Origin of the sequence: Actinoplanes sp. CA-142083, assembly GCF_050942195.1 — a bacterium.
Lineage (GTDB): Bacteria > Actinomycetota > Actinomycetes > Mycobacteriales > Micromonosporaceae > Actinoplanes.
This window is the reverse complement of the sequence record NZ_CP192076.1, coordinates 10,221,778-10,233,875: the sequence shown is the minus strand read 5'-3', so window position 1 is coordinate 10,233,875 and position 12,098 is coordinate 10,221,778. Positions and strand designations below refer to the sequence as shown.

Sequence of the window (12,098 nt, the reverse complement as noted above, 5' to 3'; positions counted from 1 at the left end):
AGCGGGCGCTAGCGGTACTGCTCGTCGATCCCGGCGACCGGGCGGCCGTCGGCCGAGAAGGCCCGGCGCGGCGCGGTGGCCTCGCCGTCGACCGGCTCCTCGTGCAGGCGCGGGTCGTCCGGGGCGGCCGCCGGCTTCTGCTGGGCCGGCTTCTGCTGGCCCGGCTTCTGCTGGGCGGGCTGGTCCTGCTGGCCTGTGACGGTCGCCGGCAACTGCGCCCCCGCGCCGGCCGGGTTGGCCGCGGCGACCGGGTTGGCCGGGCCGACCGGGTTGGCCGGAGTGGCCGGGTTGGCCGGCGCCTGGCCGAAGGTCGGCGCCGCCGCGGCCGGGACGATCGCGATGCCGCCCGCGGGCAGGCCCGAGGTGTCCGGCCCATCGCCGGTCCTGGGCAGCCCGTTCACCGGCAGCAGCCCGCCCAGCCCGCCGAGCAGCGGCATCCCGCCGTCGAAGGTCTCGGCCTGCCGCAGCGTCGGCTGCTGCATCGCGCCGGACATGTCGCCGCTGGGCAGCAGCCCGTCGAACAGCCCGCGGAACACCTGCATGTTGGCCACCGACGTCTGCGGCATGTTCAGGTTGCGCACCGGCAGCCCGTCGCTGAGCCGGCGCGGCGGGCCGACCACGTCGGCGGCCGGCAGGACCGCGTCGGGCCGCGCGTCCTCAGTGGACTCGCCGGGGAGCACCGGGTTGAGGTCGGGCGTGTTCTGCCCGGCCTTGAACTGGAGCACCGGCGTCGAGCCGACCGGCGTCGTGCCCATCGTGCTGTAGCGGAGCGGGTTCTCCACGTTGATCCCGTTGCTCTGGCCGAGGATTCGGGCGAGTTGCTCGTCCGCCTGCTGTTCGGCCGTTCCGGTTCCGGGCAGCAGGTCGGCCTGCGCGGGCCCGGCGACACCGAACAGGAACATCCCGCTCGCGACGACGGCACCGGCATACCAGAACTTGCGCACTGATCTCCTCCTGGCAATTCGGGATTGCGACAACTGTGCAAACTCGGACGAATAGCGTCGGAAGGGGCAACGAGCGGCCCCGCGAACGGGTTCCGGCTGGTTACGATCGCGAGCGTGGCACTCGAACCGGCAAAAGAGATCCCCCGCCGGTCACTGGTGTCCCGCCTGCGCGACCGCAACGGCGACGATCGGCCGCACTATCTGGTGTGTGGCGCCGACGCTCTGGTCTGGACCCTCGCCGAGGAACTGATCAGTTCCGGCCGCCGGTTGCGGCTCACCGTCATAGTCCCGCCCGACCTGCGGCCCGACGTGCCCGGATTCGAGGATCTCCAAGCCCGGGGCGTACGCGTCATCACCGCCGCGCGGCTCGACGAGCGCACCTTCCGCGACGCCGGTCTGGCCGGCGCCGCCGCGCTCGCGCTGGTCATGCCCGACGATATGATCAATTTGCATGCGGCGCTGTGCGCCCGCGCGGTCGAGGGCGATCTGCGGCTCGTGATCCGGATGTTCACCACCGGTCTCGCACAGGGTGTGCGCCGTCTGTTCACCGACTGCGCCGTGCTTTCCGACGCCGGCATGGCCGCGCCCGCCTTCGTCGCCTCCGCCCTCGGCGGCATCGCGCCCACCCATTTCCGGTATTCCGGCCGCACCCTCTACGTCGCCCGCCGCGGCGAGGTAGCCGAGAGCTCGGTGGTGCTGACCCTGACCGCCCCGGCCGGCGAGGCGCAGATCGCGGTGCTGCCGGCCGAACCCGACCCCGGCGAGCGGCTCGCGAGCGACCTGGTGCTGGCCGAGGCGGTGGGCCGCTCGGCCGGCGAGGACGCGACCACCCGCCGCCTGGCCCGCTCCGGGCGGCGGTCCCGCCGGCGGCTGTCGCTGCGCCGGGCGATGCGGGTGGGCATGACCCGCAAGCTGCTGATCCCGGTGCTCATCGCCGTGGTCGTCATGGTCGCCGCCGGGGCGATCCTGGCCGGGCGCACCGGCGTGCACGGCTTCTGGGAGTCGATCTACCTGACCCTGCTGACCGTGGTCGGCTCGTCCGATGTGGAGCCCGGCCGCAATCCGGTCGCGCAGGCCGCGCAGGTCGTGCTCACCGTCGCCGGCGTCGCGCTGATCCCGCTGATCACCGCGGCGATCGTCGACGGGGTGGTCAAGACCCGGCTGGCCCGCGACCGCGGCGAGGTCGTCGGCGTGCACGCCGACCACGTGGTGCTGGTCGGCCTCGGCAACGTCGGCACCCGGGTGCTGCGGCAGCTCAACGACCTCGGCATCGACGTGGTGGCGATCGACCGTACGCCCGAGGCGCGCGGCGCCCGGGTCGCCGACGAGCTCGGCGTCCCGCTGATCGTCGGCGACGCGTCCCGCGAGGAGATCCTGCGGGCCGCCTCGATCGACACCTGCCGGGCGCTGCTCGTGCTCTCCACCGACGACGCGGTCAACCTGCAGGCCGCGCTGCACGCCCGCGCCGCCCGCCCGGACATCCGGGTGGTGCTGCGGCTGTTCGACGACGACTTCGCCCGCCGGGTCGGCGACGCCTTCAACATCAACATCTCGCGCAGCGTCTCGCGGCTCTGCGCGCCGATCTTCGCGGCCGCGATGCTCGACCGCGAGGTGCTGGCGACGATCCCGGTCGACCGGCACGCGGTGCTCGTGGCGACGGTGCAGGTGCTGGCCGGGTCCGCATTGGACGGCGCGCCGCTGGCGAGCCTCAACCGGCCGCAGATCGCCCGCGTGATCAGCATGCGGGTGGCCGGCGAGGAGTGGGTCGACTGGTCACCCGACCCGCGGCGGGTGCTGGCGGGCGGCGACCAGGTCGTCGTGGTGGCCCGCCGGGGCGGCCTGCGCGTGCTGCTCGCGGAGGCGACCCCGGCCGAGCAGCAGCTAGACGCCGCCGGCCAGTGAGCTGACCTCGATGCCCAGCACGGCCTGCTCGTCGGGCTTACGGGACAGGATGTTGGTCAAGTAGGACTGCACCGCGGCGGCCATGCCGACGTCGCGGCCGGCCTTCTCGGACATCAGCCACTTGTGCTGGATGACCTGGGTGAAGATCTCCTGGGGCTCGAGCTTGCGGCGCATGCCCGCCGGCACCGCCCGCACCACCGGCTCGAAGACCTCGGTCAGCCAGCGGTGCGCGGCCTGCTGCTCGTCGGTGAGGTCGCTCTCCGCCCGGTACGTGTCCAGGTCGTTGAGCAGCTGACGGGCCTGGTTCTCCTCGGCGTCGAGGCCGGTCAGGCGCAGCAGGCGGCGGGTGTGATAGCCGGCGTCGACCACCTTCGGGCGTACGCGATAACCGCCGTCCACGGTGGACATCGCCACCTCGGCGACGTCGAAGCCGAGCTCGTTGAGCCGCCGGATCCGGCGCTCGATGTTGTGCCGCGCCTCCGTCCCGGCGATCTCCTGCTCGTAGGTGACCTCGTGCCACAGCCGCTCGTAGCGCGTCACGATGTCGTCGACCACCATCTCGGGGTCGATCGACTCGTGCAGCAGCTCGGCGGCCTGCAGGTCGAGGCACTCGCCGAAGATGTTGAGCCGCAGGATCTCGATGTCCTCGCTGCGCTGGCCCTCGGAGAGCTTCGGGTACAGGTTGCCGGTCTCGGCGTCCACCAGGTACGCCGCGAAGGCGCCCGCGTCCCGCCGGAACAGCGTGTTGGACAGCGAGCAGTCGCCCCACGAGAAGCCGGTCAGATGCATCCGGACGATCAACGCGACCAGCGCGTCGAGCAGCCGGTTGAGTGTCTCGGGGCGGAGCACGTGCGAGAAGAGCGCTCGGTACGGCAGTGAGAACTGCAGGTGCCGGGTGATCAGGATGGTCTCGAGCGGCTCGCCGTCGGCGTCGTGCCGGTCGGTGACGGTCGCCACCGCCTCGACAGCGGGGAAGTCGATCCGCTCGAGCGCGCGCAGGAGGTCGTACTCCTTTTCGGCGATCCGCTCGCGGGTCTCCTTCAGGGCGTAGACCGTCTCGTTGAGCTTGACGAACCGGACGATGTGCCGGGAGATGCCCTGCGGCAGGGCGACCAGGTGGTCGGCGGGCCACTCCTCGAGCGGGACGCCCCACGGCAGATCCAGCAACGCCGGGTCGATGAGGGCGGACGTGATGCGCACCGACTAAGTGTGCCCGTCCCGGTGGCGCGTCGCGGCCGCAGGTGGCTCGTTACACAGGTGCGAGAACGCCGGAATAGCACATATGTCCCCTGATATGACGTGAATGGCGGTTGAGGATGCGACGGAAGTCAGGCATCGCTCTCGGAGCGTGCGCGGCCCTGGTTCTGGCCGGGGTGGCGGGCGCTACGGCGTGGTCCTCCGGGAACGGGCCGGTGGGCACGTGGCATGAGGCGCCTGCTGTCACCCGTACGCAAGTAGCCGCTGAACAGGAACGACTGGCCGGCACACCCTCCTGGCCGGCGCCGCAGGCAGCCGCCGGCCAGGCAACCACCCCCTCCGCGACCGCCGGCCAGGCCGCCGTGACGCCGGGCCGGACCGAGAAGGGCCGCCAGCGGCCGCTCGAGTCGGGCGTCGCCACCGACGGCCGGCAGCGCGTCGGCGAGCTGCTCAGCGTCGACCGGCTGCTCGGATACCTCGGCCGGGGACCGCAGCGGGAGACCTTCCGCTACCCGGGCGCCTCCTACGTGAAGCTGCACTTCGGCAAGATGGCGATGCTGCCCGGCGACTACCTGACCGTCTCCAGCCCCGACGGCAAGGAGTCCTACCGGTACGACGCGCCGAAGCTGCTCGAGACCGGCACGGTCGACAAGTGGGCGATGTCGGTCACCGGCGACACCGCCGTCGTCGAGATGCACCGCACGGCCGACGTGCTGGGCCTCGGCGCGATGCTCGGCACGCTCGGCGTCGACGTCGACCGGGTGGCCCGCGGCTTCAGCCGTACCGAGCAGGCCCGCCAGCCCGAGGGGCAGCTCACCGCGCCCGGGCGCACCGGCCGCGAGGAGTCGGTCTGCGGCAGCGACACCTCGGCCGACGCGGTCTGCTACCGCTCGGCCGACCCGGTCGCCTACACCAAGTCCAAGGCGATCGCCCGGCTTCTGATCAACGGAACCGAGCTGTGCACCGGCTGGCGGGTCGGCGCCAACAACCGCATGCTCACCAACAACCACTGCTTCACCACGTCCAGCGAGGCCTACGACACCGAGGTCTGGTTCAACTACCAGTGCGCGAGCTGCGGCGGGTACGACGTCTTCCGGCCCACCAAGGTCTGGGGTGGGAAGGTCCTCTCCACCGACCACGTCTACGACTACACGCTGTTCAGCGTCGACAACTTCAACGCCGTGAAGAAGTTCGGCTACCTCCAGCTCGACACCACCCGCCCCGCCAAGAACCAGGAGCTCTACGTGCCGCAGCACCCGGCCGGCGAGCCCACCCGGATCGCCGGCTCGCTGGGCGAGCGGGCCGGCAACTGCTCCGTGGCGGACCCGAACTACACCGGGTACGCCGCGAGCTCCGACGTCGCGTACTACTGCGACACCGAGGGCGGGTCGTCGGGCTCGCCGGTGCTGTCCCGCGCCACCAACAAGGTCGTCGCCCTGCACCACTTCGGCGGCTGCCCCAACTCGGGGGTGCGTGCCGACCTGCTCGCCAGCAGGTTGCGGACGCTGCTCTAACTTTGAGGCGTGACCCAGACGCTCCCGCCGCCCGCACGCACCCGCCCGATGCTGGGCTGGTGGTTCGACATCGTGCTGGTCGCGGCGTTCGCCGGGCTCACCTTCGCGCTGGCCCAGGGCCACCTGCTGACGCTCGATCAGCGGGTGGCCGACTGGGCCTTCGCGCACCAGCCGGCGCCGGTCTACTGGACCGCGCGGGTCTTCAACTACCTGGGGCAGGGCGGCCAGGTGCTCATGCCGGTGGCGCTGATCCTGACCGGCATCCTGGCCTATCGCACCCGGTCGTGGCGGGCGGTGCTGCCGTTCGCGGCGGCGTTCGTGCTGACCTACATCACGATCGGCCCGCTCAAGATCTGGGCTGATCGGGCCGCGCCGCGCTTCGACGGGCCCGACGCCGTGGTGATGTTCAACCCCTACGCGTCCGGCGTCGAGGCGATGAGCTATCCCTCGGGGCACATGGGCAACTCGCTCGCGTGGTACGCGGTGATCGCGATACTTGTCGCTTTTATCCTGCGACGACCGCTTGTGCAGTGGGAGTTCTGGGCAATTCGGGTCGTTCCGGTGGTGATCCTCTTCTGCACCACTGTCTACACCGGATTCCACTGGCTGACCGACTCGATCGCCGGGGTGCTTCTGGGCCTCGTCCTGGCGCGCCTTATCTACCGCTTCATACCCAGATTCCTGCCCGCATCACGCGCTTGACCTGCAGGTCGGCGTCGAGCACCACCAGATCGGCCCGCAGGCCCGCCTCCAGGGCGCCCACCTCGTCGTCGAGACCCAGCGCCCGGGCCGGAGTGGTCGAGGCCATCGCGGCGGCGTCCTCGAGCGGGATCCCGGCGGCGACCGTGTTGCGCAGCGCCGCGTCCATGGTCAGCGTGCTGCCGGCGATCGAGCCGTTGCGGGCCAGCCGGGCCACCCGGTCGGCCACGATGACCTCCTGGCCGCCCAGGTCGTAGGTGCCGTCCGGCATGCCGGTGGCGTCCATGGCGTCGGTGATCAGGGCGGCGCGGTCCGGGCCGGCGCTCCGGGCGGCGAAGGCCAGCATGCCGGGGTGCAGGTGGATGTTGTCCGCGATCAGCTCGCACACCGCGATCGAGTCGAGCAGCCCGATCACCGGTCCCGGCTCGCGGTGGTGCGGCGGACGCATGCCGTTGAACAGGTGGGTGCCGACGGTCGCGCCCGCGGCAATGCCGGCTTCGGTTTCCGCGTACGTCGCATCGGTGTGTCCCACGGCCGCCAGCACCCCGTGCTCCCGCAGGAAGGCGATCGCTTCGGTGGCGCCGGGCAGTTCGGGGGCGATGGTCACCATGCGTACGGCCCGGGACTCGCCCACCTTGATCAGCTCGGTGAGCTCAGCCACGGACGGGTCGCGGAGGAACTCGGGGTTCTGCGCGCCGCAGCGGGCTCCCGACAGATACGGGCCCTCGTAGTGCACGCCCGCGAGCGTCCGGTCCTCGATCAGCGGGAGGTACTCGCGGGTGGCGTCGCGCATCAGCTCGAAGGGCGAGCTGACCAGGCTGGCGAGCATCGTGGTGGTGCCGTGTCCGAGGTGGAACGCGGCCGCGGCCCGGGCCTCGGCGGCGTCGCCGGTGGTGAACGTGTGCCCGCCGCCGCCGTGGCAGTGCAGGTCGACGAAGCCGGGCACGATGATGTCGTCGCCGGCCCGGTTGCCCGCCGCCACGTCGATGATCGTGGGGCCGTCGATCTCGACGTGGCCGGGGACGACCGCGCCGGGACGGACGATGCGGCCGCTGATGCGGGTCACTTGCTCTGCTCCAGGTGGTCGAGGGCCAGGAGGGCAGCGCCCTTGCAGCCGGCGGTGTCGCCGAGGGCCGCTTTGACGATCTTGGGCATGCGGTGGAAGGTCAGCCGCTTCTCCATCTCTTTCTTGAGGGGGAGAAGGAGGGTGTCGCCGGCCTCTGCCAGGCCGCCGCCGAGAACGAGGACGCTCACGTCGAACAAGGCCTGTGCGGTGATCAGCCCGTCGGCGAGGGCCTCGATGGCCTCGTGCCAGACGCGCCTTGCGACTTTGTCGGTTTTTATGCTGGTGACGACGTCAAACGCCGTTACATCGTTTTTGCCGGACAACTCGGCGTAACGGGCACCGATCGCCCGGGCGGAGGCGATGGCCTCCAGGCAGCCGCGGGCGCCGCACGGGCAGGGGGTGCCGCCGGGGCGGACGACAATGTGGCCGAGCTCGCCGGCCGCGCCGTGGGCACCGTTGTAGCCGGCGCCGTTCACGACGAGAGCGGCGGCGATGCCGGTGCCGATCGCGGCGAACAGCACGTGGCGCTCGCCCTTGCCGGCGCCCAGGCGGGCTTCGGCGATGCCACCGACGCGTACGTCATGGCCCAGCGTCGCGGGCAGGCCGACGCGCTCCTCGAGCTTGGCCTTGATCGGCACGTCCCGGAAGCCGACGTTGGACGACCAGACCGCGACGCCGTTCTCCTCGTCGACGACGCCCGGGACCGCGATGCCCACCGCCACCGGCTCGAGGCCGTCCGCGCGGGCCTTGCCGGCCAGGCCGGCCGCGATCTGGAGGATGTTCTCGGTGACCGCCTCGGGGCCGCGGGCGGCCAGGGTGGGATGCCGCTCCTCGTGGTGAACCGCTCCGTCCGGGCGGACCAGCGCGCACTTCATTCCCGTGCCGCCGACGTCGAGGGCAACGACGACGTGGTTGCTCACCCGAGCACTACCGACCGGGTCAGGTGGCGCGGGCTGTCGGGGTCGAGGCCCTGGCTGGTCGCGAGCAGCACCGCCACCCGCTGGGCCAGCACCAGGTCAGCCATCGGGTCGAGCGGGGCCCGGCCGCCGCACCAGCGGCCCAGCGCGGCGTACCCACCGTGGTAGCGGCTGTGCACGAACGAGGCGCCGGTCGCCTCCACGTCGTCGGCCAGCCCCACCGGGACGTCGCCGAAGGCCCACACCACGCGGCGCGGCCCGGCGATCGAGATGGGCCCGTGCCGGTAGTCCATGGCCGGGTACGCCTCGGCCCAGTAGGAGGCGGCCTCGCGGCACTTGAGCGCCGCCTCGTGGGCGAGGCCGACCGTCCAGCCGCGGCCCAGGAAAGTGATCTGCTCGGCCAGCGCCGGGTGCACCGGCAGCGGCAGGCGCACCGCGACCTCGGCGTCCGCGGCCACCGGGTCGATCTCCTCGCCGAGGTGGGCGCGCAGCAGCGCGAGGGCGCTGGTGGCGAAGCGGGTCTGCACCACCGACTCCTCGTCGGCGAAGTCGAGCACGATCGCGTCGGTGGCCCTGGCCGCCGCCGGTTGTGCCGAGTCGGCGGTCAGCACTGTCGTCGGGGTGCCGCCGGCGGCGTCGAGCAGCTCGACGATCTCGGTGGTGGTGCCGGAGCGGGTGATCGCCACGATCCGGTCGTAGCGCCGGCCGTGCGGGAACTCGGAGGCCTGGAACGCGTCGGTCTCGCCCTCGCCGGCGCGTTCGCGCAAGGACGCGTACGCCATCGCCATGAACCACGACGTGCCGCAACCGACCACCGCGACCCGCTCGCCGCGGGCCGGAAGGCCCCGGGAGTCCGCCAGTTTCGCGGCGAGACGCCAGCAGTCCGGCTGGCTCGCGATCTCCGCCTTGACGTGCGTCATGGGCCACCCTTCACACCGTCGCGGATGCGCATAAGCGCTCGGTTCCCCGCTTTTTCGAGCGCCATTCTGCGCGGAACGGACGCACCGACGCAACCGTCAGTCGCCGACCGCGCAGCGCGGAGCTTTGCTTCCCGGCCTTTCGCGCACTAATGTGCACACACTTATCACAGAACGTGCATCGGAGTGTGTTGGTGGACCGGTACGCGCGGTGGAATGCCCTGCTCGAGCTACTCGCCGAGAACGGCCGGGTCAGCGTCGAGGACGCGTCCGAGCGCCTCGACGTGTCGCAGGCCACCATCAGACGCGACTTCGACCAGCTCGCCCAACAGCAAATGATCACCCGAACCCGCGGCGGCGCCGTCGCCAACGGCGTCTCGTACGACCTGCCGCTGCGCTACAAGAGCGCCAAGCACAGCGCCGAGAAGCAGCGGATCGGCGAGGCCGCGGCCGGCCTGGTCACCCCCGGCACGGTGGTCGGCCTCAACGGCGGGACGACGGTCACCGAGGTGGCGCGGGCGCTGGCGGTCCGGCCGGACCTCAACGCGGGCGGCGAGGGCAGCCAGCTCACGGTGGTCACCAACGCCCTGAACATCGCGAACGAGCTGCTGGTCCGCTCCCGCATGAAGATCGTGGTCGCCGGCGGCGTGGTCCGCCCGCAGTCCTTCGAGGTCGTGGGCCCGCTGGGCGGCGCCCTCCTGAAGGAGGTGACCCTCGACATCGTCCTGCTGGGCGTCGACGCCCTGGACGTCGAGCTGGGCGCCGCGTCCCACCACGAGGGCGAGGCGGCGATGAACAGCTTGATGGTCGCCCGCGCGAAACGAGTCGTCGTGATCGCCGACTCCTCGAAGCTGGGCGGGCACGCCTTCGCCCGAATCTGCCCCATCACGAAGGTCGAAACCCTGGTCACCGACTCGGGCGCCCCGCCGGCGACGGTCGCCGCCTTCCGCGAGGCCGGCGTCCACGTCATCACCGCGTAATCGATCGATCATCATAGGTATTGCCACCGGGTCCTAGCATCCGGAACGCGGGCAACGAACCCGACGGTGATGGGGCGGAAGCGAGGCGCGGCATGGTGGACGGTCCCGGGTTTCACGCGGATGTCGGCGTCCTGCAGGGCGCGGCCGACGGTGTCACGCACAGCGTCGCCGACCAGCACGGCGCCGCACTTGATCAGGTGGACCGCACCTCCGGGACGTACGGGCACGATGGCCTGCACCATGCCATGGAGAACTTCTGCGACCGGTGGAGCGACGGACTCGACCTTCTGCTCAAGGACGCCGAGGCGATCGGCGAGCTGCTCGGAGCCGTCGCCGGCGCCTACCGCGACGCGGACTCCGCGTCGGCGGGGCGGCTGACCACCGATCCCGCGGAGCGGGTCGTCGATGACTGAGCTCGGTCAGACCCACGACCCGAGAGCGCTGGTCCCGGGTGATCCGGCCGTGGTCCGGGACAACGCAACGGTCCTGCGGGTCCGGGCCGGCCACGCCGAGAAGGCCGGCGACGGTCTGGTCGACATCGACACCGGCGCGTGGACCGGAAGAGCGGCCGAGGCCTTCCGCGACAAGTTCGATTACGAGCCCAACAAGTGGTACGCGGCCGCCAACTCCCTCGCCACCGCGGTGGACGCTCTCGCTACATACGCCGGGACGCTCGAGTGGGCACAGCGCCAGGCCGGCGAGGCGATCCGGCTCTGGGATGACGCCGAGGCCGAGTCGTGGCGGGCGCGTAACGCCTACGAGAAGGCCGTTGCGGGCGCGCAGCCCGGGCAGACCGTCGTGCCCTTCGTGGACACCGGCGACACCGGGCGGCAGTCCGCGCGGGACATCCTGCATATGGCCCGCGGCCAGGTCGGGAGCGCGGGGGATGCGGCGGCGCGCTTTCTCGGCCAGGAGGCGGACGCCGCGCCCGAGAAGTCGAGCTGGCTCGGCCGGGTGGGCGGACTCGCGAAGGACATGGGCGCGCATCTCGTCAACGGCCTGGCGTCCTTCGGCAACGCGATGGTCCATCACCCGGGCGAGACCGCCGCGATGGTCGGTGGCATCGCGCTCACCGCGATCAGTGCCACCGGCGAGGGCGCCGGGTTCGCGCTCGACGCGACCGGGGTGGGCGCGGTGGCCGGAGTCCCGCTCAACGTGGTCTCCGCGGCCGGCATCGTGGCCGGGACCAGCATGGCCGGCGTCGCCTCCACGTCACTCATGCAGCACGCGGCCGGCGACGACGCGGTCTCACCGCTCAACGGCAGCTCGCCGGCCCGGTCGGTGCCGTCCAAGACCGATCGGATGAAGGAGCACCTCACCGACCGGGATCTCGACGCGGCTCGTCGAGAGTTGAACGGCGAGGTCGTGGCCAGGAAGCCCACCGGCCAACCATGGGATCACGTGGACGAGGTGCGCAATGCTCAGCGAGGACTGGTGCGGCGGATCGGCCAGCTGAACCGGCTGCTCGCCAACCCCGGCACCTCGACGGCCGACCGGGCCGCGTACGAGTCGGAGTTGTCGGAGGCCAGCCGCTTGCTCGATCATTCTGAGCAGTTCGTTCCACGAGTCGGAGGCTGAGGTGGACCACAGGTCGCTCGAGGAGATCGAGGAAAGCTACTGGGGTGATCCGCCGGAAGACTCGACTCGGCTGATCAGAACCGTGCATGAGCTGCGGCATCGACCGGTCGGGACGCTGAGCGTGGAGGACCTGCGGTTGCTCGTGAGCCAGGACGTCGGGCGCGACGTCGTGGTACCGCTCGCACTGGAGGTGGTGGAGCGGGAACCGCTTGCCGAGGGTGATTTCTATCCGGGAGATCTGCTGTCTGCCCTTCTGGTGCGGGTGCCGGCCGAATACTGGCTTGCACATCCCGGTCAGACGGCGCGATTGCGGGCGATTGAAGCCGGTGACGAAGGGCTGGACGCCGAGCTGGAAGCGTTTCGGGGTGCCGGATATTGACGGTG

General features: G+C 71.5%; 12 protein-coding genes. 7 read left to right on the top strand and 5 right to left on the bottom strand.

The features are described 5' to 3' along the window. Nucleotides 1-8: 8 nt before the first annotated feature. The gene (locus ACQPZX_RS47380) at nt 9-944 is read right to left on the bottom strand and encodes a hypothetical protein (protein WP_433371385.1); all 936 of its coding nucleotides are present in this window, start codon (nt 942-944) and stop codon (nt 9-11) included. 114 nt (nt 945-1,058) lie between these two features. Here ACQPZX_RS47380 and ACQPZX_RS47375 point away from each other — a divergent pair, with 114 nt between their 5' ends. Continuing rightward, entirely contained in the window at nt 1,059-2,846 is a 1,788-nt protein-coding gene (locus ACQPZX_RS47375) for a potassium channel family protein (protein ID WP_433371382.1), read from the top strand. On the opposite strand, the gene ACQPZX_RS47370 is transcribed toward ACQPZX_RS47375, so the two are convergent. Then, on the bottom strand, nt 2,826-4,046 hold the full coding sequence (locus ACQPZX_RS47370; RefSeq protein WP_433371380.1) for a DUF4032 domain-containing protein: 1,221 nt from the start codon (nt 4,044-4,046) through the stop codon (nt 2,826-2,828). The two genes, ACQPZX_RS47375 and ACQPZX_RS47370, sit on opposite strands and share 21 nt — an antisense overlap. Nucleotides 4,047-4,162: 116 nt before the next feature. Here ACQPZX_RS47370 and ACQPZX_RS47365 point away from each other — a divergent pair, with 116 nt between their 5' ends. After that, nucleotides 4,163-5,557, top strand: a complete 1,395-nt coding sequence (locus ACQPZX_RS47365) for a trypsin-like serine peptidase (RefSeq protein WP_433371377.1) — start codon at nt 4,163-4,165, stop codon at nt 5,555-5,557. Between the two features lie 9 nt (nt 5,558-5,566). Further along, on the top strand, nt 5,567-6,259 hold the full coding sequence (locus tag ACQPZX_RS47360; RefSeq protein ID WP_433371374.1) for a phosphatase PAP2 family protein: 693 nt from the start codon (nt 5,567-5,569) through the stop codon (nt 6,257-6,259). Here the strand turns inward: ACQPZX_RS47360 and nagA are convergent. Genes nagA through ACQPZX_RS47345 form a run of 3 tightly spaced genes read right to left on the bottom strand, consistent with a single transcriptional unit; the run spans nt 6,225 to nt 9,159 of the window. Beyond that, nucleotides 6,225-7,322 (bottom strand): N-acetylglucosamine-6-phosphate deacetylase, encoded by a 1,098-nt coding sequence (gene nagA, locus ACQPZX_RS47355; protein WP_433371372.1) that lies wholly within the window; start codon nt 7,320-7,322, stop codon nt 6,225-6,227. The two genes, ACQPZX_RS47360 and nagA, sit on opposite strands and share 35 nt — an antisense overlap. Continuing rightward, nucleotides 7,319-8,242, bottom strand: coding sequence for an ROK family protein (locus ACQPZX_RS47350; protein WP_433371369.1), 924 nt, complete (start codon nt 8,240-8,242; stop codon nt 7,319-7,321). The genes nagA and ACQPZX_RS47350 overlap by 4 nt, the downstream gene beginning before the upstream one ends. Then, nucleotides 8,239-9,159, bottom strand: a complete 921-nt coding sequence (locus ACQPZX_RS47345; RefSeq protein WP_433371367.1) for an SIS domain-containing protein — start codon at nt 9,157-9,159, stop codon at nt 8,239-8,241. Before ACQPZX_RS47345 ends, ACQPZX_RS47350 begins: the two co-directional genes overlap by 4 nt. Before the next feature lie 191 nt (nt 9,160-9,350). Between ACQPZX_RS47345 and ACQPZX_RS47340 the strand changes: the two genes are divergently transcribed. From ACQPZX_RS47340 to ACQPZX_RS47325, 4 genes are all read left to right on the top strand, one after another. Continuing rightward, nucleotides 9,351-10,136: a DeoR/GlpR family DNA-binding transcription regulator gene (locus tag ACQPZX_RS47340; protein WP_433371364.1), complete on the top strand. Its 786-nt coding sequence runs from the start codon at nt 9,351-9,353 to the stop codon at nt 10,134-10,136. Between the two features lie 92 nt (nt 10,137-10,228). After that, on the top strand, nt 10,229-10,549 hold the full coding sequence (locus tag ACQPZX_RS47335) for a hypothetical protein (protein WP_433371361.1): 321 nt from the start codon (nt 10,229-10,231) through the stop codon (nt 10,547-10,549). Next, nucleotides 10,542-11,714 carry a putative T7SS-secreted protein gene (locus tag ACQPZX_RS47330; RefSeq protein WP_433371358.1) on the top strand — a complete coding sequence of 391 codons (1,173 nt, stop codon included), beginning with the start codon at nt 10,542-10,544 and terminating at the stop codon, nt 11,712-11,714. The genes ACQPZX_RS47335 and ACQPZX_RS47330 overlap by 8 nt, the downstream gene beginning before the upstream one ends. 1 nt (nt 11,715) lies before the next feature. Next, a complete protein-coding gene (locus tag ACQPZX_RS47325; protein WP_433371355.1) occupies nt 11,716-12,093 on the top strand; it encodes a contact-dependent growth inhibition system immunity protein in 378 nt (125 codons plus the stop codon). Nucleotides 12,094-12,098 lie beyond the last annotated feature (5 nt).

Bases quoted from the DNA above. Each gene is read 5' to 3' on its own strand.
- ACQPZX_RS47335 (WP_433371361.1), top strand. From the start codon at position 10,229: ATGGTGGACGGTCCCGGGTTTCACGCGGATGTCGGCGTCCTGCAGGGC.
- ACQPZX_RS47345 (WP_433371367.1), bottom strand. From the start codon at position 9,159: ATGACGCACGTCAAGGCGGAGATCGCGAGCCAGCCGGACTGCTGGCGT.
- ACQPZX_RS47330 (WP_433371358.1), top strand. From the start codon at position 10,542: ATGACTGAGCTCGGTCAGACCCACGACCCGAGAGCGCTGGTCCCGGGT.
- ACQPZX_RS47365 (WP_433371377.1), top strand. From the start codon at position 4,163: ATGCGACGGAAGTCAGGCATCGCTCTCGGAGCGTGCGCGGCCCTGGTT.